Source organism: Rothia sp. HMSC058E10, assembly GCF_001809415.1.
GTDB lineage: Bacteria > Actinomycetota > Actinomycetes > Actinomycetales > Micrococcaceae > Rothia > Rothia dentocariosa.
On sequence record NZ_KV797613.1, the window covers coordinates 147,588 to 171,095 of the forward strand.

General features: G+C 51.5%; 24 protein-coding genes. 21 read left to right on the top strand and 3 right to left on the bottom strand.

All coding sequences use genetic code 11. From position 1 onward, the window contains the following. Positions 1–18: 18 nt before the first annotated feature. Positions 19–2,034, top strand: coding sequence for an ATP-dependent DNA helicase (locus HMPREF2609_RS02800; protein WP_070534936.1), 2,016 nt, complete (start codon positions 19–21; stop codon positions 2,032–2,034). A gap of 162 nt (positions 2,035–2,196) precedes the next feature. Here HMPREF2609_RS02800 and HMPREF2609_RS02805 read toward each other — a convergent pair whose 3' ends face one another. Next, the gene (locus tag HMPREF2609_RS02805; protein ID WP_048753101.1) at positions 2,197–2,565 is read right to left on the bottom strand and encodes a VOC family protein; all 369 of its coding nucleotides are present in this window, start codon (positions 2,563–2,565) and stop codon (positions 2,197–2,199) included. Positions 2,566–2,667: 102 nt separating this feature from the next. Beyond that, positions 2,668–3,336 carry a transcriptional repressor LexA gene (gene lexA / locus HMPREF2609_RS02810; protein WP_048753103.1) on the bottom strand — a complete coding sequence of 223 codons (669 nt, stop codon included), beginning with the start codon at positions 3,334–3,336 and terminating at the stop codon, positions 2,668–2,670. Between the two features lie 460 nt (positions 3,337–3,796). Between lexA and HMPREF2609_RS02815 the strand changes: the two genes are divergently transcribed. From HMPREF2609_RS02815 to HMPREF2609_RS02910, 20 genes are all read left to right on the top strand, one after another. Continuing rightward, complete coding sequence (locus HMPREF2609_RS02815; protein ID WP_048755072.1) at positions 3,797–4,438, top strand: LysM peptidoglycan-binding domain-containing protein; 642 nt, start codon at positions 3,797–3,799, stop codon at positions 4,436–4,438. Between the two features lie 293 nt (positions 4,439–4,731). Continuing rightward, positions 4,732–5,394 (top strand): imidazole glycerol phosphate synthase subunit HisH, encoded by a 663-nt coding sequence (locus HMPREF2609_RS02820; RefSeq protein WP_070534938.1) that lies wholly within the window; start codon positions 4,732–4,734, stop codon positions 5,392–5,394. 38 nt (positions 5,395–5,432) lie between these two features. Next, complete coding sequence (locus HMPREF2609_RS02825; RefSeq protein ID WP_004006282.1) at positions 5,433–5,612, top strand: hypothetical protein; 180 nt, start codon at positions 5,433–5,435, stop codon at positions 5,610–5,612. Positions 5,613–5,616: 4 nt separating this feature from the next. After that, complete coding sequence (locus HMPREF2609_RS02830; protein ID WP_070534940.1) at positions 5,617–6,369, top strand: HisA/HisF-related TIM barrel protein; 753 nt, start codon at positions 5,617–5,619, stop codon at positions 6,367–6,369. A gap of 187 nt (positions 6,370–6,556) precedes the next feature. Next, on the top strand, positions 6,557–7,267 hold the full coding sequence (locus HMPREF2609_RS02835; protein ID WP_246825547.1) for an SseB family protein: 711 nt from the start codon (positions 6,557–6,559) through the stop codon (positions 7,265–7,267). Positions 7,268–7,329: 62 nt separating this feature from the next. After that, positions 7,330–7,758 (top strand): DUF1844 domain-containing protein, encoded by a 429-nt coding sequence (locus HMPREF2609_RS02840; RefSeq protein WP_048755068.1) that lies wholly within the window; start codon positions 7,330–7,332, stop codon positions 7,756–7,758. Between the two features lie 372 nt (positions 7,759–8,130). Further along, positions 8,131–8,832, top strand: a complete 702-nt coding sequence (gene infC, locus HMPREF2609_RS02845; RefSeq protein WP_080972547.1) for a translation initiation factor IF-3 — start codon at positions 8,131–8,133, stop codon at positions 8,830–8,832. 168 nt (positions 8,833–9,000) lie between these two features. Further along, positions 9,001–9,195: a 50S ribosomal protein L35 gene (gene rpmI, locus HMPREF2609_RS02850; RefSeq protein WP_004006287.1), complete on the top strand. Its 195-nt coding sequence runs from the start codon at positions 9,001–9,003 to the stop codon at positions 9,193–9,195. A gap of 113 nt (positions 9,196–9,308) precedes the next feature. Further along, a complete protein-coding gene (gene rplT, locus HMPREF2609_RS02855; protein WP_004006288.1) occupies positions 9,309–9,689 on the top strand; it encodes a 50S ribosomal protein L20 in 381 nt (126 codons plus the stop codon). 170 nt (positions 9,690–9,859) lie between these two features. Then, positions 9,860–10,804, top strand: coding sequence for a TrmH family RNA methyltransferase (locus HMPREF2609_RS02860; protein ID WP_246825548.1), 945 nt, complete (start codon positions 9,860–9,862; stop codon positions 10,802–10,804). Between the two features lie 64 nt (positions 10,805–10,868). Then, positions 10,869–11,819 carry a cation diffusion facilitator family transporter gene (locus HMPREF2609_RS02865; RefSeq protein WP_048753117.1) on the top strand — a complete coding sequence of 317 codons (951 nt, stop codon included), beginning with the start codon at positions 10,869–10,871 and terminating at the stop codon, positions 11,817–11,819. A 66-nt stretch (positions 11,820–11,885) separates the two neighbouring features. Next, a complete protein-coding gene (locus HMPREF2609_RS02870; RefSeq protein ID WP_048753118.1) occupies positions 11,886–12,326 on the top strand; it encodes a (deoxy)nucleoside triphosphate pyrophosphohydrolase in 441 nt (146 codons plus the stop codon). A 277-nt stretch (positions 12,327–12,603) separates the two neighbouring features. Next, on the top strand, positions 12,604–13,590 hold the full coding sequence (gene efeU, locus HMPREF2609_RS02875) for an iron uptake transporter permease EfeU (protein WP_070534946.1): 987 nt from the start codon (positions 12,604–12,606) through the stop codon (positions 13,588–13,590). A 43-nt stretch (positions 13,591–13,633) separates the two neighbouring features. Continuing rightward, on the top strand, positions 13,634–14,974 hold the full coding sequence (gene efeO, locus HMPREF2609_RS02880) for an iron uptake system protein EfeO (protein WP_048755064.1): 1,341 nt from the start codon (positions 13,634–13,636) through the stop codon (positions 14,972–14,974). Positions 14,975–15,181: 207 nt separating this feature from the next. After that, on the top strand, positions 15,182–16,516 hold the full coding sequence (gene efeB / locus HMPREF2609_RS02885) for an iron uptake transporter deferrochelatase/peroxidase subunit (RefSeq protein WP_048753121.1): 1,335 nt from the start codon (positions 15,182–15,184) through the stop codon (positions 16,514–16,516). Positions 16,517–16,667: 151 nt separating this feature from the next. Next, on the top strand, positions 16,668–17,189 hold the full coding sequence (locus HMPREF2609_RS02890) for an ABC transporter ATPase (protein WP_246825549.1): 522 nt from the start codon (positions 16,668–16,670) through the stop codon (positions 17,187–17,189). Between the two features lie 278 nt (positions 17,190–17,467). Further along, the gene (gene pheS, locus HMPREF2609_RS02895; protein WP_004006296.1) at positions 17,468–18,595 is read left to right on the top strand and encodes a phenylalanine--tRNA ligase subunit alpha; all 1,128 of its coding nucleotides are present in this window, start codon (positions 17,468–17,470) and stop codon (positions 18,593–18,595) included. Between the two features lie 5 nt (positions 18,596–18,600). Continuing rightward, positions 18,601–21,153 carry a phenylalanine--tRNA ligase subunit beta gene (gene pheT, locus HMPREF2609_RS02900; protein ID WP_048755061.1) on the top strand — a complete coding sequence of 851 codons (2,553 nt, stop codon included), beginning with the start codon at positions 18,601–18,603 and terminating at the stop codon, positions 21,151–21,153. A 213-nt stretch (positions 21,154–21,366) separates the two neighbouring features. Continuing rightward, positions 21,367–22,128, top strand: a complete 762-nt coding sequence (locus HMPREF2609_RS02905; RefSeq protein WP_004006298.1) for a hypothetical protein — start codon at positions 21,367–21,369, stop codon at positions 22,126–22,128. Positions 22,129–22,386: 258 nt separating this feature from the next. Then, the gene (locus HMPREF2609_RS02910; RefSeq protein ID WP_048751575.1) at positions 22,387–22,869 is read left to right on the top strand and encodes an arginine repressor; all 483 of its coding nucleotides are present in this window, start codon (positions 22,387–22,389) and stop codon (positions 22,867–22,869) included. A gap of 112 nt (positions 22,870–22,981) precedes the next feature. On the opposite strand, the gene HMPREF2609_RS02915 is transcribed toward HMPREF2609_RS02910, so the two are convergent. Then, positions 22,982–23,419, bottom strand: coding sequence for an ankyrin repeat domain-containing protein (locus tag HMPREF2609_RS02915; protein WP_070534950.1), 438 nt, complete (start codon positions 23,417–23,419; stop codon positions 22,982–22,984). Positions 23,420–23,508 lie beyond the last annotated feature (89 nt).

Below are 23,508 nucleotides of genomic sequence, written 5' to 3' on the forward strand. Positions count from 1 at the left end.
TGAGAGCGTGAGCGCCCCATGACCGATAATATTACTGCGCCCACCGGAGCGGAGCTTGAAACTCTGCCCGGTGCAAAACCCGTGTTAGATTTGCTCGATCGTGCGATTGAAAAAACGGGCGGGCAAAAACGCTTCGGACAACGTAGAATGGCAGCCCATGTTGCGCAGGCTTTCGACCTTGAGCGGCATCTCCTCGTGCAGGCAGGCACCGGAACCGGTAAATCCCTCGGGTATTTGGTGCCAGCCCTGCACCATGCGGGTGCAAGTACAAAACCCATTGTTGTGGCGACCGCAACCCTGGCCCTCCAAGCGCAGATCGTAAAACGAGACCTTCCAAAACTTATGGAGGCACTCTCTTCTGAGCCCGAATCTGAAAATCAGGTCGCAATCCTCAAGGGCAGGAACAACTATCTATGCCTGCACAAACTCGACGGCGGATACCCCGAAGAGGAACCCGATACCCTCTTCGACATGCCTCAGCATAGTACGTCTCGCATCGGTGAAGAGGTGCTGCGGCTCAGGTCATGGGCGGAAAAAACCGAAACCGGTGACCGCGACGAACTTAAACCCGGTGTATCGGATCGTGCCTGGGCGCAGGTATCTGTGAGCGCCTCAGAGTGTTTGGGAAAACGCTGCCCCCTCGTTGAGGAGTGCTTTAGTGAGCGGGCGCGCCAAGAAGCATATGAAGCCGATCTCGTGATTACTAATCATGCGCTGCTTGCCATCAACGCTTTTGAAGGTTTAGGTGTACTTCCCGAACACGATATCGCTATTATTGACGAGGCGCATGAGCTTGCAGACCGCGTGACCGGTGCGGTGACGGATTCCCTTTCTGCTTCCTTAATTAGGCGTGCCGCTCGCGATATCCGCAAGAACTCCAAAGCAGACTCCAGCGCGCTTGAACAAGCCGCCGGTTCTTTAGAAACCGCATGTGAAGGTGTTTCTGAGGGCTTGATAGAAAGGCTCGAAGGGCGACTTCTGAACGCACTCGCGGCTGTAGCCGATGCCGCACGGGCGGCGCTTTCCGACTCTAAGAGCGACAATAAAGAGGCGGATGCCGGGCTTCAGATGGCTCGTTCACGTGTCTCTGAGGTACACGATGCCGCAACGCGTATGCTGGAGTCTGCCGAACATCGCGAAGTGCTGTGGTTATCACGCCAGGGTGGTTGGGAAAACGGACGATATACCGCAGCTTCCGATCAGGATCCCGCCACACTCCACGTTGCTCCTTTGAACATTGGAAGCCGTTTGCGTGAGGGGCTTTTTGAGGACCGTACCGTTATTCTTACGAGTGCAACCCTTACCGTGGGTGAATCCTTCGATGCGGTAGCAGGTGCCCTAGGGTTAGCGGGGCCGCAGGCTCCGCGCTGGGAAGGTCTTGATGTGGGCTCTCCTTTTGATTATCCACGGCAGGGAATTCTGTACGTGGCTTCCGACTTGCCCAAACCGAGCTTTGGCGTGAATCCTCAGCAGCTCGAACGATTACGCGAATTATGTGAAGCTTCTGGTGGTGGGGCTCTGGGGTTATTCTCGTCGAAGCGAGGTGCCGAGCAGGCGGCTGAATATGTACGTCAGCACACGGATTTGAATATTCTCTTGCAGGGAGAGTCCTCATTGCGGGCTCTTGTCGAGGAGTTTACTGAAGATATAAATGCTTGTCTTTTCGGCACCATGAGCCTTTGGCAGGGAGTGGATGTTCCCGGAGACTCCTGTCGTCTGGTACTGATGGACCGTATACCGTTCCCGCGCCCAGACGATCCTCTCGCTCAAGCGCGTACCCGTGCCGTGGTAGAAAAAGGCGGGAATGGGTTTATGGCTGTTTCGGCATATCATGCGGCAATCCGCATGTCTCAGGGAGCAGGGCGATTGATACGTTCCGTCCACGATCGCGGGGTAGTTGCGATCCTTGACTCTAGGCTGGCGACTCAGCGATACGGTGGGTACCTGATGCGGGCGATGCCTAACCTTTGGACCACCCAGGATAAGAATGTTGTTTTGGGTGCTTTAGAACGGCTCTATCAGAGTATTGACTAAAAGCAATAAGATACGCGGGTTTAATACACGTTGTATTCCGGTACTGGTACCGAGACATAAACGTAGCGAAGCGTCCATAGATGTAATGTGGGAAAGGGAGGGTACCGTTCGACGGCACCCTCTCTGATGTATTGTGCGTTTATGGCTGCCTATAGTAATTAGTTAGTCTATCGGGGCAACTCGGATACGGTTCCCATCTAGATCACTTGCTACGAAAGTCATCCCAAATACATCACGATGGGGCTCTTCCAATATGACAACCCCTTGTTCCACCCAGGCTTGGTACTGCGTGAGGATTTCTGCATCGGAGCCCTTGAGATTTATACATACCTCAGACGTACGTGTTGAAGTTTCATGAAGAGTATTGCTTGCTCCGGTCCACAACGCTAGCGAGACTCCCGGCGCTAAATCCATGGTGACATAGCGTGGCGAGGTAAAACTGACCTCAAGATTTAGAATGCTCGTATAGAAGGACACTGAGGCCTCGATATCCGATACATAGACAATAAAAACGATCTCACGGTCAATCATTGTGCTGTTGTTCCTTCTGGACATGAGACGGTTGAATACGCAGGAACGGAACCTCTAGCGCGTGTCTTTTGAGAAAAACGCGCGCAGTTCAGAAGGTCCCTGTTAGATGCTTCGCAGAACAGAAACTACTTTACCCATCACCGTGGCGCGGTCGCCGAGTATGGGCTCATATTGGGAATTTCGGGGGAGCAGCCAAGTATGACCATCTACTTGGCGGAATACTTTGACGGTCGCTTCGTCGTCAAGAAGAGCCGCAACAATATCTCCATTATCGGCGGTGTGTTGTTCACGTACAACAACCCAGTCACCGTCGCATATGGCGGCGTCAATCATCGAATCCCCTTTGACGCGAAGCATGAAAAGCTTCCCACTGCCCACGAGCTGGCGGGGGAGAGAGAGAACATCCTCAACGGATTGCTCAGCCGTAATAGGACCACCAGCAGCAATGCGACCTACGAGGGGCACGGGAACCATATCCTCATCGCTCACCTCAAATGTAGGCAGCTCCGGAAAATGGGCTGAAGCGCCCTCAGACTCTATATCGTCAAGAATCTCGATGGCACGCGGTAGTTTTGGATCGCGGCGAATATACCCCATCTTCTCAAGACGACCGAGCTGATGAGTCACCGAAGAAAGCGAAGCCAATCCAACGATATCGCCAATCTGACGCATCGAAGGGGGGTACCCTTTCTGCTCGATTTCTGTACGAATCGCATCCAAAATTTTCTGCTGACGCGGAGTCAGCGGAGGGCGCTGAGCTTCGGGTGTCATGCGGAGCCTTCTTTCTAACTATTTACGCACGCCATGGTTCCTAGAGTATTGACTGGATCCAGGTAAGCATAACGATGAACCGTCTCGATTCTCAGTCTAAAACATCAGAGAGAAAACTTCAAACAAATATTCTATGCAAGCCGAATCTGATCGAAGAAATATTTAGTAACTTTCTACTAGACTATCGAAACTAGATTCGATATAGTTGGTGTCTACGGAAGACATATTCGATAAAAGTTGAAGTCTTTCGGTGAGATGTTCTAGTTCAAGCTCTTGCTATGCAGGGGTTATCGGTCTTCGAAGTACTTCAGTATTTCTAGAGCATCTTGAGAGAATCCGAAAGCAAAATATGTGCTTTCTGCAGGAATATGAACTCATACCAACCGCATTATGAGCATTGAGAATGGTGTGTAACGGCGAGGATATGAACTTGTCACACACCAGAGGAAAGGAAAATACTATGGCAACGGCTGCTTCTTCCTCCCGGATTCCGGCGGGGTTAACCGTCATTCACCCGGCTCGTGTTCGTCAGGGCTCTTATCGAGCACGTACACACTATGCTTCACCGAGCCGTTCCCGTGTGCCTCATCCTCATCCTCGACTGACTTTTCCTCAAGTACAAGCTGTATACGAGACTTCATTCTCAGCTGCACCACAGAAAGTGAACGTCACATCTTCCTCTCAGACTCAGCAGAGCGTAACCGGTAAAACATCAAGCGGACAGCGGCGGGTTCCAGAAAAAATTAAAGGTGTGTCGGTGGTTAATAAGCGCAATCCCTCATTTTTCACACGTGCTATACATCGCTCTAGGGCTCTGAAAAATTGGGTTTTTGGCATTCCGCTGATAACGCTGGCGGCCCTTGTCGTTCTTGGGGCGCTCATTCTTATATCGCCGCATACAGCAAACGCTGGAAATAATTCTCAAGGCGCAGGAACCCGGTACGTGACCGTTCAATCTGGAGATACGCTCTGGGATATTGCACAAGAGGTAGACCCGAAGACTGATCCACGCGACACCATGGTGCAGATCAGTAAACTTAATGATCTGCAGGGTTCAACTGTCAAAGTCGGGCAGCGTCTAGAAGTCCCAAATGTGCGATAGCAGTCATAGTTGCTATCTAGAAAACGTGACTGGATGTGCGCTTATCATAACTATTCTGCATTCTTTGTTCTCATGACTAATTTGAGACTGGTGGCTTTGAAGGGATCTGTATCGCGTAGGGCCCTTTTATGGACATATGGTGCTCAATACAGGCGACGTAACATGCGGTATGCGATGATAGCGTGAGATTAGGGGCAGAAACCTTGGAGTTTGTACCCTAGAGATACATGACATTTGTATGCTCGCCCGGTTGTTCGTCTGGAATCCGGTGGGAGCGGAACTAAGGAGTCTCTATGCCCACACGTCCCACAGTAGCTATACTTGGCGAATTTGGCACATATAGCGAGCTCCAGCAAGCGTGCGAGCGCGTCGGTGCCCAAGCGTTCGTTACCACAGATCTCGATTCTCTACGAGACGCTGATGGTATGGTGATTGCTGGTCATAAGAAATCTCTCGAAACATACGAGGCTGTGCGGAAACTCCATGGTGATCGGGTGCTTGGGAGGCGCGTTGCAGGCGGCCGTCCTGTCCTTGTTGCGGGGGCTGGTTTCGGGATGCTGTTTGAAGTTATCCGAACCGTGAACCCAGAGCTTGGAGACCTTGATATTTCTGCATTGGGAGAGTGGCCGGGTGCTGCACAAGATCTGGCCACCGCTGGGGCTCCTCCAGGACACTATAGGGTTGAGGCTGCTGCGTCCAGTAAATTTTTACAGGATCTTCCTGAACCCTTGAATTTCAAGGCAGAGGATGGCGTGTTTACCTGGGATTTTGACCAGAGTATAGACTATATGGAGCCGCCTGCTGTCAGTTGGACTGATGCAGATCCGCGTTATATTGCAGCTGTCGAGAATGGTCCTCTCACAGCAATTCAATTTTGTCCGGTAGCTTCGGGTGCTGCAGGTGAAGAATTTCTTCGCCGCTGGGTTGCGCATCTTCCCGTCATGAACCGTTTGTAGCATCATAAATTTTACGAAAAACTGCGAAGGAGCATCATATGTCACCTCTATACTCCGGACTTATTCTCATGACTGTTGGGGCATTCTTTGCCGGTGGGGGTATATCTTTCCGTAAACAGGGCATATCTCTTGGCGCGCAGATTGTGCTGTGGATTATTGCTTTAGCCCTCTTTGGGTACGGGGCATATGTAACTTTCGTATACGGGTCACAGGGATAAGAACATGGGTACTCTAGAACTTCTTCCTGCAGTCGATATTGCTCAGGGATGTGCAGTGCGTCCCGTAGGCGGTCGCCTCTCCCAACAGAGTGAGGGTACAGATCCGGTGGAAGCGGCTCTATCGTGGTGTCGTGCGGGGGCACGATGGATTCACCTTGTTGATCTGGATATGGCGTTTGGTCGTGGTAACAACACCCGCATCCTTCGAGAGGTTATTGATCGAGTTCGTGCGACAGCTCAGAATCCTATCAAAATACAGGTCAGTGGCGGTGTTAAAGATGAACGTTCTTTGGAATTCGCCTTGAGTCTTGAACCCGATCGCATCAATGTGACGTCAGCGGCGCTGCAGCATCCGGCATGGTTAGAGAAAACACTAGGGCACTATGGTGAGCGGATAGCTCTGGGTTTGGACGCTCGCAATGGAACCGTTGTAGCACGTGGGACCGAATGGTGTGGCGATTCCGTGCATAACACAGTGCGATGGCTGCAAACTGCGGGAGCATGCCGATATATTGTGACAGATGTAAGCCGAGATGGTACTCTCTCAGGACCTGGGCTACAGCTGCTTCGTGAAGTTCTCAGCCTCACTGAGCATCCCGTGGTAGCTTCGGGAGGTGTTGCTTCACTGGAAGATATTCGCACTCTTCGTGCGCTGACGAATCAGGGCTTGGAAGGTCTTGTCCTAGGGAAGGCACTGTACGTCGGCAATTTTACTTTTGAGGAGGCTCTTAAGGCGGCTAATGATGATGCCTCATAACCCACAAGAACAACGGAATCTGTCTGAACCCCAAAAGCGTGCAGCTACACAGCGCGCGTTGCCGGAGCATATTGTGGCTCAATTGCGCAGCGCTGGGAGGCAAACTGATACTGGCGGACAGCCCTGGAAAGGGAGGAACCTAGGAGAGGGAACGTCACAAACTCATCAATACTATGGAGACGATGGCTTGACGAACCCAGATTTAGCCCGGGTTCTGACCTCTTTCGAAGCTGATGAAGTTGATGAGGCAGCAGTTGTTGAAGCGTTGAGTGAAGTGCGAATATTTGCTCCGATTGTTGCTCAGCTTTCACAAGCTCATATAACCCATGATGGTCTGGTATCTGATAAAGAAGCTGACATGGCATTAGTCAGCCTGCAGGCTCCCGACGGTCGAAAAGCTCTTCCTGTTTTTACGAGTGTTGATGCTTTGACGCAGTGGCACCCACAGGCTCGCCCGGTTGCAGCCTCTATGCGTAAAACGGCATTGAGTGCTGTGGAAGATGATAACCAACTCATCGTTGTGAATCCTGGTCAGAACCTCACCTTTGTGGTACGTCGCCCCGCTGTTTGGTCTTTGGCGCAGGGGAAACCGTGGATCCCTTCGTATCTCAACGACGAGGTACTAAATGAACTAAAGCGCCTTATCTCTACACAACCCGCTCTGGTAGATATTCAGTGTGATACTGGTGATGGCGTACAGGCACGCACAGGCACGGGAAAGATCCTAAGGGGCGGAGGTGCCGGTCCTGAACTTGCGATTAAACTTGCTGTTCTTCCCGGACTCACCCGCGAACAGCTCAATATGGTAATTCAGGATTTTCAGCGGAGTCTGGCGAGCAGCGACCTTATGTCACAGGCGGTTGATTCTGTGCAAATTAAGCTTCTTTCTGCTTCATAGATTTGTGTAGTCTCAGTTGATGATGTCTTGGTGAACTTTAGAGAGTGTGAGATTCTAGAACCATGAGTAACACGACGAATAGTTTTCAATTTGGCGCATCATCAAATGAATCTGTACCTGTACACGGCGGTACAGAGCTAACTGATGAACAAATGCATGCCGTTAGTGAACAGATGCGGGATATTGCCGATGTGCCAGCCGTTGAGATTATCGGTGCTGCGGCTGTCCATCTCATGAGCGCTGCAGCCGTCAAATGCGGTCTGGCTGCCGAAGATAATGCTGCGGAGTTACAGGACTTGGATGAGGCACGCAAACTTATTACTGCATTGGCGGGGTTTGTGACGGCGGCGGCGCCGGAAATTGGTTCGCAGCATGCCGCCCCGCTGCGTGATGGGTTGCGGACGTTACAGCTGGCGTTTCGGGAAGCATCGTCAATCCCAGATGAGCCGGGGCAAGGGCCTGGCGAGAAATTTACCGGTCCTGTGTACTAATTCTGCGTGCTGAAGTACCTTGAACGATCCGTGAATGTAAATCTTCATATGTTCGCTACACAGGTTTTTAGATAAGATTTTGCCTTATGCGGGGTAGCGTAATGCGCATAGTCGTAGCTGCCCCTCACGGCAGGTTTACTGTGCTGACTGACCGGCTTCGCAGGGATAAAACGGGAATATGACGAAGAAGGTTATCGTTCTTGGCATTTTCTTGTGAATTAGCTATAAACCCGGTAGACTAGTGTACTGTTTGCAAGTGGAGTATACTCCCACCCGCATCCGCCCGCATATGGTATGAGGCAGACGGGTTAGATAACCGAATTTTCGGTATTCGATGTGTGCCTTCGCTTGTAAACGGCGAGGGCTTTTTTAGTGCTCGCCACGGATAATATTCACGGGGAAACCCACAGAGCACAGGAGCTACTCATTAGCGAACCACGCATAAACGATCGTATCCGCGTTCCGGAGGTCCGACTTGTTGGCCCCGGTGGCGAGCAGGTAGGCGTTGTTCCTCTTAAAGATGCCTTGCGTCTTGCTGAGGATGCCGAACTTGACCTTGTCGAGGTTGCCCCGAACGCGAAACCGCCCGTTTGTAAGCTCATGGACTACGGTAAGTACAAGTACGAAGCTGCGGTCAAGGCTCGTGAATCCCGCAAGAAACAGGTTAACGCCGTTCTGAAGGAAATCCGTTTCCGTCTGAAGATTGATACCCATGACTATGAAACCAAGGTTGGGCACGCTCGTCGTTTCTTGACCGGTGGGGATAAAGTCAAGGCCATGATTCAGTTCCGAGGTCGTGAACAGCAGCGCCCCGAGATGGGTGTGCGTCTGCTTGAGCGTTTGGCAGAAGAACTGGCTGAGGTGAGCACCATTGAGTCTCGTCCTCGTCAGGATGGACGCAACATGGTGATGGTTCTGGCACCGCTTCGCGGTAAAGCAGAAGTGCGCCGTGGACAGAACTCAAGCAACCGCAAGGGTCGCGAGCGTCTCGACACGACTACGGCGAAGCCCGTTAGTAACTCATTGGCAGATGCTATGCCTGCCGAGTTGAAAGCTCAGGCTTCAGCCGAGTAATAGAGCCGAAACACAGCTTGGGGGCGCCCCTCGTGGAGGTGGCGTCCTTGAACTTTGAGTTTGGCACGGCGGGTTAATCCCCGATCGTAATTCGTCCTTGGGGGAGGGCACTCTTCCCCCTCAAGTTACTCCGCTCGCGCGGGGATGAATGTAAGGAGAACGGCAGCTATGCCGAAGCAGAAGACCCACTCTGGTGCTAAGAAGCGCTTCAAGCTCACCGGTAGCGGCAAGGTTAAGCGCCAGCAGGCGAACCGCCGCCACTACCTGGAGCACAAGTCATCTCGTCTGACCCGTCGTCTGGCATCCGACCAGATTGTTACTGGTGGCCAGGCAAAGGTTGTTAAGAAGATGCTGGGTAAGTAAGCTACGCTTACAATTCGCCTAGAGAAGCGGGAAAACCCGCATCACAGACCAAGACTCGCTCCTGCACGGTATAACATGATGGCCGTTCAGGACATAAGACGAAGGAGACACACGTGGCACGTGTGAAGCGCGCGGTTAACGCGCACAAGAAGCGCCGTACTATTCTCGATCGTGCATCCGGTTACCGCGGTCAGCGTTCGCGCCTGTACCGTAAGGCTAAGGAACAGGTCACCCACTCGCTCGTATACAGTTACGACCACCGTCGTAAGAAGAAGGGCGATTTCCGTCGCCTCTGGATTCAGCGTATTAACGCTGCATCCCGTGCACAGGGGTTGACCTACAACCGTTTCATTCAGGGCCTTAAGGCTGCCGGTGTTGAGGTTGATCGCCGTATGCTGGCTGAGCTCGCTGTGAACGAGCCAGCAGCTTTCAACGCTCTGGTTGAGATCGCTAAGAAAAACCTACCTGAGGATACCTCGGCTCCTAAAGCATAACTGAGAGCCAGGTAGTACCTGCAGCAGTGCGGGTATCAAAGCGTAAACGGTCGCCGTGTCTCATGACGGCGACCGTTTTCTTACTGATATAGAAAATCCCGTAAATGCAGCCCCACTTCAGCGTGTGCGGGGGAGCGCATCGGTTACCTTTTTGCCTGTACCCTTAAAGGGTGAATTTTCTAGAACGCATAAGTTCCCCAACCGTGATGTCGAATCCGCATGCTGATCGTGTACGTGACATCGCCAAACTGAGCACTCGTCGTGGTCGTACCAAGAAAAAACAGTTCATGGTCGAAGGACCCCAAGCTGTGCGTGAGGCACTGAAAGCGCATCTGCAATCACCGGTGTTAGACGCCGTATACGTTACGGAAAGCGCCTATGAGCGTCACCCCGATATTGCTGAACTTCTGGAACAAGCGCACGGTACCCCTACACCTGAGGAAGGCCGCCGTGTCTTTATGCGTGTCGTGACCGATGAAGTCTTGGCGGCTATGGCGGATTCCGTAACCCCGCAAGGTATTATTGCCATTTCGTTCATGGTGGATACTTCGTTCTCTATCTTATGGGGTAAAAACGCTCTCAACCCTAAACTTATCGCTGTACTATCCAGGATTCAGGACCCTGGGAATGCGGGTACTATTCTGCGTGTGGCGGATGCGGCAGGGGCCGATCTCGTTATCACCACGAAGGGGTCGGTTGATCTTTATAACCCCAAGACAGTACGTTCAACGGCAGGTTCTCTCTTTCACGTTCCCATTATTCAAGGTGTTGAGCTGGAAGAATTTGCCGAGAATGTAAAATCTCAGGGAACCGTTGTGCTTGCCGCCGATGGGTACGGTACTGTAAATCTTCAAGATCTTATTGACCACGCGGCAGTTCTTCGCGCAGGTTTTAGCGATGAGACCCCGGCGGGGGTAAAAGGTGCTTTTGACCTTTCTCGTCCTACTATGTGGCTTTTTGGAAATGAAGCTCAAGGGCTTAGTGCTGAGGAGAAATCTGCGGCTATGATGCGCATTGCAGTTCCAGTGTACGGCGCGGCTGAATCGCTGAATGTGGGTACTGCTGCAGCGATATGCCTCTATGCTTCGGCAATGGCACAACACCAGACTCGATAGCTTCCAGACCTATTGGCTCACTAAAATAAGAACTTTTGAAACACAGACATGTATTGGAGAAAGAATGTCCGCTCATTCTGGTCACACCGGATCAGGCGCAATTTTTGCGGCTTTAGGCGCAAACCTAGGCATTGCGGTTCTTAAGTTTATTGCCTACCTTCTGACCCGTTCATCTTCAATGTTGGCCGAGGCTATTCACTCGGTGGCAGACTCGGGTAACCAGTTACTTCTGCTGGTAGGCGGCAAAGTAGCGCAAAAAGAAGCAGACGAAGAGCACCCTTTTGGTTACGGGCGTAACCGCTATATCTATGCCTTCATCGTATCTATTATTATCTTCGCGCTTGGTGGACTCTTCGCGCTCTACGAGGGGTACGAGAAATGGCATGACCCGCACGGAATTACGGAATGGCAGTGGGTACCGGTTGCGGTGCTTGTAGGTTCTATTCTCCTGGAAGGTAACTCATTCCGTGTTGCTATTAAAGAATCACGCGAGATGAAAGGACAGCAGAGCTGGCTTCGTTTCTTGCGTACCTCAAAGAATCCGGAGCTTCCGGTACTTCTGCTGGAGGATGCGGGCGCACTTTTTGGCTTGGTCTTGGCTCTTTTCGGTGTGTCGATGACTTTGCTGACTGGCAACGGTCTGTGGGATGCCGCCGGAACTTTGGCTATCGGTATACTTCTGGTTTTTATTGCTATATTCCTTGCTTCTGAGATGAAGTCTTTGATTCTGGGGGAGGCTGCTTCCCCGGAGGATCTCGCGAAAATTCGTGCTGCAATCGAAAACGGGGATCAGGGTCGTGTTATTCATATTAAGACTGTGCATCTGGGACCTGAAGAGATTTTAGTTGCGGCTAAGATCCGCATTCATGATGCTGATACGGGAATTACCGTTGCGAATGAGATCGACAAAACTGAAGAACGTATTCGTAAGGCGGTACCGGCGGCACGCGTTATATATCTGGAGCCGGATGTTTACCGTCCCAAAGCGCAGGACTCCACGAGCGTATCCCATTAGCCGGTAGAAAGCCCGGACTTATAGATCTTCTTGGTCTGCTGGAATGCTTATTCTCGAAAGGAACAGATGTCGGAATATTCCGTCCAAGTGGTGGGTGCTGCTATTGTAGACAGCCTTGAATCACCCTCTTGGATGCTTGTTGCGCAGCGGTCTGCACCCGAATCCCTTGCGGGTTTATGGGAGTTTCCGGGTGGCAAGGTTGAGCCGGGGGAATCTTGCGAGCAGGCGCTGGAACGTGAACTGATGGAAGAACTTGGTGTGAGCGTACATCTTGGTTCTGAGGTACAGGGAGATCATCCGCAAGGCTGGGTCTTAAACGAGAAGGCTGCTATGCGGGTGTTCCTTGCCGAGATTAGCATGGGTGAGCCTTTACCACTCCAAGATCATCGTGAACTTCGATGGGTTTCAGTGAAGAAGCAGAGCGGTCAAGATATTCTTGATTTACCCTGGATTCCTGCCGACTTGCCTATAGTGCGGGAGCTGCTGAGCATACTCCATCAGAGCTGAAATATAACGGTGCGTCTTGTGAGGCATTTCCAGAGTGTAAAGGCATAAGTATCCGTTATTTCTGGAAAAAATGAAAGGTTAACGGATATTTCTTTCTGAACAAGCGTTGGGTCCCTTGTTATTATGCAGACATTCTGTAGGTAAACTATGCCTATCCCAACACTACACTTATGGTGTGCTAAGTCTCACACGATCCTGATGGGGTCTGTAACCCGGGGAACCTTTAGAGTTAAATTAAAGAAAAGAAATTTTGTCTAATCTAACGTGGTGACGAATTATGGGTCTTGATGCACAATCATGGGGAATATTCATTGGTAACTTCCTCATCGGTTTACGGGAAGGGCTAGAAGCCGCGCTTGTCGTGGGTATCCTTATTGCCTATGTGCACAAGACCAAGCGTAATCACCTTCTCCCACCTATTTGGATTGGCGTTGCAGCCGCCATCGCTGTTTCGCTCATCTTCGGAGCAATTCTGACTTTTGGGCCTGAAACGCTGACCTTTGAAGCCCAAGAAGCCATCGGCGGTTCCCTCTCGATTATTGCGGTTGGATTTGTCACCTGGATGGTGTTCTGGATGGCGGAAAACGCTCGCGCCCTCTCTGCGGAACTTCACGGAAAACTTGATGCGGTTCAAACTAGCTCATGGGCCGTGATAGTTCTCGCGACTCTCTCAGTAGGGCGTGAAGGTCTTGAAACCACGCTCTTTATCTGGTCTGCCACTCGCGCCGCTACTCAAGGCACTGAGATAGGCACGGTGCTTCCTGTCATTGGTGCCATTGTCGGTATTTTGACGGCAGTACTCATTGCGTGGGCTATGATGCGCGGCGTTATGAAGATCAACCTTGCGAAGTTCTTCACCTGGACCGGTGCTTTCCTTATTATTATTGCTGCTGGTGTGCTCTCCTATGGTATTCACGATCTACAGGAAGCACGAATACTGCCGGGACTGAACAATATAGCATTCGCTTCTCAAGACTTTATCGAACCGGGCGGTTTCCTTGCCACGATCCTGAAAGCAGTCTTTAACCTTTCAGCCACTACCACGTGGGTCGAAGCTATAGCGTGGGTGCTGTACGTGGGTATCGTTATGCCCCTCTTCTTCTGGAAACAAAAGCGAGGTCATACCCCTTCGCGTAAAGCTGCTGATGCGTCTCAAGCATCTGGCATGGTGCACGTATCGAAGGTGGCTAATAAAATCACTGGTGAAACTGCTTCTTCCTCCAACTCTGCAGGTATTAAGACCCCTACTTCCGATGCCGGATAACTGATTTTTCATATTTCTCTGTCCCCGAACAAAGGAAAACACAATGCGAAAGTCCCTATACTCCGCAGGTGCCCTGCTGTCAGTCGGCGCTATTGCGCTGACCGGGTGCACGCCCAATAGCGCGAATAACGCCTCAGGTGGTTCTGGCGGAACCGCTGACGGTTCCATCTCGGTTACTTCAACCGATACCGAGTGCAAGCTTTCTGCCACTGAAGTTAAAGCTGGTAAAGTCACCTTCAAGGTAAAGAACGAAGGCTCGAAAGTGACCGAGTTCTACGTCCTAGGCTCCGACGGACTGCGCATTATTTCTGAGGTCGAAAACATTGGTCCCAACCTTTCTCGTGATCTCACTGTTGAACTTCCTGAAGGCTCGTATAAGACAGCCTGCAAGCCCGGTATGGTTGGCGACGGCATCAAGGGTGATCTTAAAGTTGTCAAGAACGAGAGCGCTCAGCCCATCTCTGCTGATGAGCAGGCTATGCGCGATACCGCAGTTACGCAATACTCTTCATACGTGAAAGACCAGGTCGAGGCGCTTAAAACCGATACTGACGAGTTCGCCAAGCTCTACCAAGAAGGCAAGAACGACGAGGCAAAAGCTAAGTACGCGGCGGCCCGTATACATTACGAGCGCATCGAGCCCATTGCGGAAAGCTACGGTGAGACCCTAGACCTCAAGCTGGATGCGCGTGAAACCGATCTCGAAGAAGGTAAGATTCAGGAGTGGACCGGTTGGCACAAGATCGAGAAAGACCTGTGGCAGCCTAAGGCAGATGCCAACGACGGAAAAGAATACAAGCCGCTCACCACTGAAGAACGTAAACAAGTCAGCGAAACGCTCGTGAAGGACACCCAAGAGCTGTACGATTACGTGCATTCGGATAAGTTTAAGCTTGATGCATTCCAGATCTCTAATGGTGCGAAAGAGCTCTTGGACGAGGTTGTCAACACCAAACTGACCGGTGAGGAAGAGAACTGGTCACACACTGACCTCTCCGATTTCCAGGGTAACGTAGACGGTGCGAAGGTGGACTACGAAAACCTTCTGCCGATTCTGCAGAAGAAGAACCCTGAACTTGCCAAGACTCTGCAAGAGAAATTCGACGCCGTGCAGAAGATCCTGGATAAGTACAAGCAGGGCGACGGTTTCAAGCCCTATAACGAGCTGAGCAAAGAAGAAGTCCGTGAGCTCTCCGATGCCGTGACTGCGCTCGCAGAGCCTGTCTCGCAGATGACTGAGACCGTGGCAGGCGGTGAGTCCGCAGAGGGCAAGAGCGGTGATACTTCTTCGTCGAAGCCAGCTGCGTCATCTGAGTCCTCCGCTGGAGCTTCGCAGGATGCTTCCGAGCCAGCGGCAGGTACCTCATCGGCAACAGCTAAGTAACGTATCAGCATTTCAACGTACAGATCCTGATCACACAGGGGATTGATGGCGTTGAGAGATGCTGCCTAGACGCTGAGCCGTCCGTGAGCGTTTCTACATTCGCGAGATAACTGCGGATACAGAGACGCTTGCGGGCGGTCGGTTCTCAAATACTCAACTGATACACAGTTGTCATATAATCTCCAAAATATTTAGGGAGAATATCTCATGCGTGAAGAAAAGACACCCACGACACAGATTCAGCAACCCCACACTGCTGACCAGTCAGACATATCTCGTGGTACCAGTCGACGGACTCTGATGACGGGCGCAGGTATAGCGGCTGCCTCTGTGGCAACTGTAGGCGCTCTTGCCGGATGTTCCGCAGAAGACCAAAAAAATACTGAGGCCTCGGGTAAGTCTGCTGTTAAAGACTCATATTCTTTCTTTGGTGAGCATCAGAGTGGTATCTCGACAGATGCCCAAGACCGCATGTATTTCGCGGCTCTCACTCTTAAAACCACATCGAAGGATGAGATTAAGAAGCTTTTTAAAGAATGGTCAGAAGCATCGCGTAAACTCATGGCGGGAGAAATCGTGGGGGAGGACTCCTCCTATGAAGCACCTCCAAAAGATACCGGCGAAGCTATGGATCTTTCTGCTGGGCATCTAACTATCACCTTTGGCTTGGGGCGATCGTTTTTCGTGGATTCAGAAGGCAAAGATACGTACGGGTTTAAAGATAAACTTCCGCCCGCCTTGGTAGACATTCCCAAGATGGCGGGGGATGTCATAGAACCCGAACGAAGCGGCGGCGATCTGTGTATTCAAGCCTGTGCTGATGATCCCCAGGTGGCTTTTCACGCTATCCGAAACCTAGTGCGTATTGCTGCGGGTCGTGCCGTTGTAGCGTGGAGCCAGCTCGGATTTGGGCGTACCGCATCCACGTCAAGTACGCAGGATACCCCGCGCAACCTCTTCGGGTTCAAAGACGGTACCAACAATATTAAGGTTCAGAATCCAGAGTTGTTGGAAAAGCATGTCTGGGCTTCAAAATCTAATTCGGAGGGGCACCCCGATTGGATGGACGGCGGCACCTACCTTGCGGCACGCCGCATCCGCATGATTATCGAGACATGGGACCGCTCCCGGCTACGGGAACAAGAAGAAATCGTGGGGCGCACCAAAGTAACAGGCGCGCCGCTGTCAGGCGGTGAAGAATTTACCGCTCCGGATTTTAATATGAAGGGCAAATACGGTCCCATTATTCCGGATGATTCGCATATGCGCCTGATGCACCCAGACCAAAACAACGGGGTGCAGATGCTTCGTCGTGGGTATAACTACACGGATGGTTCTGACGGGCTGGGGCACCTGGATGCCGGTCTCTTCTTTATCGCTTTTATCTGTGACCCTCGCACGCATTTTATTCCTTTGCTCAGTACCATGACGGCATCGGATGCTATGAGCGAGTATCTGCGGCATACCGGGAGCGCGGTCTTCGCTATTCCGGCAGGAGTTAAAGACGAGAACGATTTTATAGCATCAAAACTTTTTAACTAAGCTCCGTATTCAACCTTTAGCGGCTGGTCTACGTTCATATAGCGGACGTTGGCCAGCCGCTATGCGTCATATTGTGGAAATTTAATTTGTTTCCGTAAGCCCTCAGGGTACTATTGAGCTAGAAATCACATATACATCGTGGGAGACAATGATGACTACTCCAGCACCTCAGTACGATCCGAACACTTTTAGACGTGATTCAGCCCCGTCGGATACTCAAGCGATTTACATCCAAGAAGGCGGCGAATCGCACGACAGCCTATTTAATTTACCATCGAAACACCCTAAAATTTTCCGTCTTCAAGAAATTATGATTGTATCGGCGCTTTTGTGCTTTCTTCATGGTGTTATCTCAGCTTTTGCGCCAAACAACTTCAAACCGCTTGAAGGCCTTCCGGAATTTGGGGTTTGGGGCTGTCTTGTGCTTCTAGCTGTGGCAGCGGTCGTTTATCTATGGGTTTATTTCACCATTCAGAAAGGTAAACGCATCGGTCTTACTTTTGGACTGATATTTGCGATTTTGGGCGCTTTTATCGCTATTATGTCGATGATCGGCAATATTCTTAACTCCCAGCATTACGGTCTTGTTCCCATCTATGCTGGCTGGTTTATCACGAACGTCCTATGGATTCGTTCCGCTTTTGACCCCGCTGTTAAAGAGCTCCTCGTCTAAATACATAAATGACGACATAATTCCTGGCTGCATTCACAGAGGTGATGCGGCCAGGATCTATTTAAATTTAACGCTGGTTGCGCTGAGATTTTGTGGAAGGCTTTCGGCTACTCTGATCGGGAGAATGTTCTGTAGTTTTTCATGCCTAGGGCCTATAGACACAAGCTATCGTGAAAGAAGACTCCAACTGCACTAAACTAGAAAGATAGCGCGTGTCTGCGTGCCCTGCGGCGCGCCCGCCTGGTGAGAACAATGCACAAATGCAGAGAAGAGTAGTTATGACCGATTCCGTGCAGGAACATGAGAACGCGCCCGAATCAGCGCACATTCTTGCCCGTATTGCACAGGTTTTAAAAGAGAACCCTGAGAACGGTTTAGAAACCGTTCGAGAAGCCTTCGAGGCAGAACGTGAACGCGCGCAGAAAGCTCTGCGTGAGCACGCGCAAGACTTTGACTCGCTCAAGGAAGTACGTCTTGGGTTCTTTGGCGATAAAGGCAGCTTAAGCCTTGCCAACCGGCAGATGCGTGACCTTGAAAACCAGCATAAGGGGCCGGTCGGTAAACTTTTAGGACAGGCGCGTGCGGTACTCACCGAGGCTATTGAGGCCCGTACCGCAGAACTTGAAGCAGAGCGCGAGGCGCGCATCCTTGCGGAAGAAGCGGTAGATGTAACCGCTGCCACAGCACGCCATTCATTAGGCGGGCGTCACCCTGTTGCGTTGATGCAGGAAAAACTTACCGATATTTTTGTGGGTATGGGCTGGGAAGTTGCCGATGGACCGGAACTAGAATCCGAGTGGTACAACTTTGATGCTCTGAATATTAAGCCAGATCATCCGGCACGCGAGATGCAGGATACTTTCTATGTAGAGCCTAAAGAAACGCATCTTCTTTTACGTACCCATACCTCCCCGGTACAGATGCGTTCCATGCTTACCCGTGAGCTGCCACTGTACATTGTGTGCCCTGGTCAGGTTTATCGCACAGATGAGCTTGACGCTACGCATACCCCGGTATTCCATCAGATTGAAGGCTTGGCAGTCGATAAGGGACTGACCATGGCTGATCTGAAGGGAACTCTCGAATATATGGCGCGTGCAATGTTCGGTGAAGAAGCGAAGATTCGTCTGCGTCCGAACTTCTTCCCCTTCACGGAACCTTCTGCAGAGCTCGACCTATGGCACCCCCACGCGAAAGGCGGGCCCCAGTGGATTGAGTGGGGCGGTTGCGGCATGGTGCATCCCAATGTTTTACGTGCCGCAGGCATTGACCCCAATGTATATTCGGGTTTTGCGTTCGGCATGGGTATTGAGCGTACCCTCATGTTCCGTAATAATGTCCTTGATATGCACGACATGATTGAGGGCGATATCCGTTTCTCTGAACAGTTCGGGATGGAGATTTAGACACTATGCGTATACCCCTATCATGGCTGCGCGAATTTGCGCCTGTCCCCGAGGATGCTTCGGCTGAGGACGTTCTTGCAACTCTCGTGAAGGTAGGTCTAGAGGAAGAGGATGTGCATCGTCCTACCGATGAGATTTCTGGTCCCATCGTGGTCGGTCAGGTGCTTTCACTGGAGCCCGAAACTCACTCCAACGGCAAGACCGTGAATTGGTGCCAGGTGCGCGTAGTTCCCGAAGGACAAACACAGACTCTCACCGGCAAAGGCATTGAAGAATCCGGCGTGCAGGGTATTATCTGCGGTGCCCACAACTTCAAGGTCGGCGACAAAGTCGTAGTAACTCTTCCCGGCGCCGTACTGCCCGGAAACTTCGCCATTACCGCCCGCAAAACCTATGGGCACAAGTCTGCCGGTATGATCGCTTCTACCCGAGAGCTGGGGATTGGTGAAGATCACGGTGGTATTTTGGTGCTCTCTACGCTGGGTCTTGACCCGGAACTTGGTTCCGATGCGTTGGAACTTTTGGGTCTGCATGACGAAGCAGCAGAGGTTAATGTGACTCCCGACCGCGGATATGCGTTTTCGATTCGCGGTATTGCCCGTGAATATGCGCATGCGACCGGAACTTCTTTTAACGACTTCGTTCTGGAATACGGCGCTCGCGCCCCCAAGGCTAACTCTGAAGGCATCTCGGTACGTCTAGAGGATTCCGCGCCAATTCACGATAACCCGGCAACTATACGCTTCACCATGCGCCAGGTTAATGGTGTGGATGCAACCGCGCCAGTACCCACGTGGATGGCTTCACGCTTGCGCTTAGCGGGTGTGCGTTCTATCTCGCTGCCGGTTGATATTTCCAATTACGTGATGCTTGAGACTGGTCAGCCGCTGCACTTCTATGATGCCGATAAGGTACAGGGAGAAATCGTTGTGCGCCGAGCAGTCGCAGGGGAGAAGCTGACGACTTTGGACGGCGTTGAACGCGACTTGCATCCAGAGGACATCGTGATTACCGATGATTCCGGCGTTATCGGTCTTGCTGGTGTCATGGGCGGTGCTTCTACCGAGGTTACGGCTGAGACGAAGAATATTCTGATCGAGGCGGCGCGTTTCGATGAGGTATCTATTGCGCGTACTGCCCGTCGCCATAAGCTGATCTCTGAGGCATCTAAACGCTTTGAACGCGGGGTCGATACAAAACTTCAGCCAGCGGCTGCCCAGCGTGCAGTTGAGCTACTTGTCGAGCTCGCAGCAGGAGTTGCAGATGCGGGGGTGACCGATGTCGTGATTTCTCGCGATCCAGTGGTCATCGACCTTCCCCGGGATTACGTGAAGAACCGCATCGGGGTGGAGTACTCACCCGAACAGATCGTCAATACTCTCACAGAAATAGGATGTGAGGTTGAGGCGACCGCGACGGGATACACCGTAAAAGCTCCTTCGTGGCGTAATGATTTGCTGGCTCCGGAAGATCTAGCGGAAGAAATTGCTCGTTTGGATGGATACGAGAATATTCCGTACACTCTACCCGTCGCTCCCGCAGGTCACGGATATACTCCGGAACAAGCCGCCCGTCGGCGAGCTGCTAATGCGCTCGCGGCAGCTGGGTTGACCGAGGTTTTCGCTTACCCCTTCGTCTCGGAGGAAGCGAATAATCTTTGGTCTTCGCCAACCGCTGGCGAAAAAGTGAACTCGGTACGGTTAGCGAACCCAATTTCTTCTGCTGAGGGATGGCTGCGTCGCTCGCTCCTGCCCGGTTTAACAGAGGTTTTGCAGCGGAATCTCTCGCGCGGTTTCAAAAACTTGAAGATTTTTGAAGCTGGCCGCGTTTTTATTCCTGGTGAACGACAGGGCTCCGCTAGTATCCCTCCTTTGGGTGAACGGCCCAGTGATGAGGTTCTTGCGGATTTGAATGCGGGTATCCCCGAGCAGCCTGTGTATTTTAGTGGCCTATTTGCTGGCGCCGAGCACGAGCCAATGCCTGGCACTCAGGCTCGTGCCTATGACTGGCGCGATGCGCTGGATGCGGCACGCCTCATAGCGGATGTTTTAGGTGTTGAGATTGTGATTGCCCAAGGAACCCATCAGGCATTCCATCCTGGACGAACCGCTCAGCTCCGCACACAGGACGGACAAACTATTGGTTATGCTGGCGAGCTGCATCCGAAGCTCCTGCAGACCGAGAATCTCCCTGAACGTACCTGTGCTTTTGAGGTGAACTTTACTGAACTGTTTGCTTCCCGCTCGGGTGTGCCTCAGGCATCGCCTATTTACGGTTATCCGGCAGCTACTCAGGATGTTGCTCTTGTGGTCGATGAGGATATTCCTGCTTCTGAGGTAGCTCAGGCTCTTCGTGATGGCGCTGGGGAATTGCTCGAAGATTTGCGAGTCTTCGATGATTATCGTGGTCAGGGTGTCGAGAGCGGTAAAAAATCATTGGCGTTTGCTATGCGCTTCCGCGCACCTGATCGCACGCTCACTGCTGAAGAAGCAAGCGCTTCGCGTGAGGCAGCGGTTGCTGTTGCTGCGGAACGCTTTGGGGCTGTGGCGCGTGTGTAGACGCACTATGGCATAGTTCATCACTCTAGCGCCCCTTCGCCCGTTACATGGATCAGAAGGGGCGTTAGCTATGTGTTCATACGAGTCATGTACTTGCCAAGTTGTAGGTGAGCGTTAGAAAATCGTCACTCTGTGAAGGTTCTATCACGTCTTAACTTTCCGTAAGGCTAAGGCACCGGTACCCTAGTACAGGAAACACGATAAGGAGAGCGCATGACACAGCGTGATGACGAATACGAAGACGTCGATTACGAGGGTACTGAAGAATCCAGGGATGATTTTTTCGGCATGAGCGATGCCGACGATGAATACTACGAAGAACGACCCCACATCAACTGGGTATCGGTATTTAGCGTACTTCTGGCTATCGTGGTTGCAATCGTTCTGTGCGTTGTGGGTGTTCGTGCGCTTTTCTCCGCGAATCAGGACGCGGAATACGAGGGCAAAAGCTGGGTTATTGAAGGCAGTTACGTTGATTTGACCCCCGATTTAGAAACAGACTCGAATGTAGCGCAATATAAGGGTAATCTGCCGAAGGATAACCGCATCGACGGCATGAAATATCGCTCAAACCTGAAGGACACCTATGAGGTCCATGCGGGTGAAAATATCGATTTCCGTGGTACGCAGACTGGAACCTATGCGCAGGATTTCCCCCGTGAGGTAAGTGCTTTAGTCGCAGAGACCTCTGACCACCAGATTGAGGTTGTGCGTACCGGTGAAAAAGGAAGCGTTAAAGCGATTGAGCAGGGCAGTGTAGGTCAGCAGTATCTCGTTGGCTGGGGTAGTTTTGCGCTAGCTCTTGTTGTGTTGATCGGTGGATGCGCCTTCGGTATATGGTCTAATCGCCGCTCTCGTGTTGATTATGTAGATGTCGACGGATTCGAGGAATCTGACGACTATGAAGAAGACGATGAGGGCTACATCGTTGAGGAAGAATCTTCACAGGACGATGTAGAGTCGCGGCAAAAGTAGCACAGTAGTAGGCGGAACCTGACCTTGTAGAATATGCGAGGTCAGGTTCCGCTTTTGTATGCGGGAATAGAGGATATAAAGTCCACAAAGTATGCTAGAAACGTAAAAGTTTTCAAATAAAGTTGCGCATAATCGATATTTAGGTCGCATAATTATGTGTATATGTATTATCTTTGAGTATTGAGAGCGGTGCGGTACCTCGTGGGGTCCGTGACTAGACTCAACCTGTGGTTGGAACCGAAGGAAGTAGAAGACAAAATGCCTTTCCCCTCGACAAAAATCGCGCGTCAGGCACGTATCGTGGAATTGTTGCAGACCCGCCGTGTACGTTCTCAGGCTGAGCTGGCGCAATATCTTACCGATGACGGTATGAAAGTTACTCAGGCTACGCTCTCACGTGATCTTGTAGAAATTGGTGCTGAACGTATTCGTGATGAGGGTGCTGGTCTCATATATGCTGTTCCAAACTATCCTGCGCGTCGTGGGGGAGGGGCAGCTCCCGATGCGCGCATGATTTCGCTCTTTAAAGAGCTGCTTATCACGGCGGAAGGTTCGGGCAATATTACGGTTTTGCGTACCCCACCCGGTGCCGCACAATTCCTTGCCTCCTCCATTGATCAGAGCGGCTTAGAGGCAATTCTTGGCACAATAGCTGGAGACGATACCGTAATGGTAATATCCCGCGATCCTGCTGGTGGACAGGAACTTGCAGCTAGTTTCTTGGCATGGTCTACAAACTAATAAAAGACTTTATTGAATATTCAGATACGGTGAATGCCGTGTAAAGCTATGGTTTGTATGAGGCGGTGGGCGCAAAATTGAGACGTGATGGTTTGTTCCCGCTGCCTCTGTGCTATTCAGCGGTTGATGCTGCCGCAGCGAGAAGTTCTTGCATACTCGGTAGGTCGAAGAACCGGGCAACATCTGCGGGGGTTTGTGTACCTAAAGACGCATTGGCGCCAGCATCAAGAAGTAACTGAGAGATAGTGAGGTTATCGCGGAATACCGCGCAGACTAACGCCGTTTGCCCACGGTCATTGAGACGATCTAGGTCTGCACCCGCTTTGAGAAGAACGCGCACGATTTCTTCATGCTCATGGTAAGCGGCAAGGATGAGGAGGGTGTCTCCGTGGGAGTTTGTGAGATTTACCGGTATGCCTTGATCGAGGAGCGACTGGAGCGCAATAGGCTTATTATTGCGGGCAAGGTCAAAGATCGAATTGAGGAATTCGAGCTCTTGGTCTTTTAGCTCGGGGGAGACCTGAGATGATGGTGAAAAGTTATCGGTCATGGAGGCTTCCTGCATGAGAGATTATCGTTTATTTTGATTTATTCGTAAATACTATTATGAATTCATCAGAATACAAATTTGTTGAATAA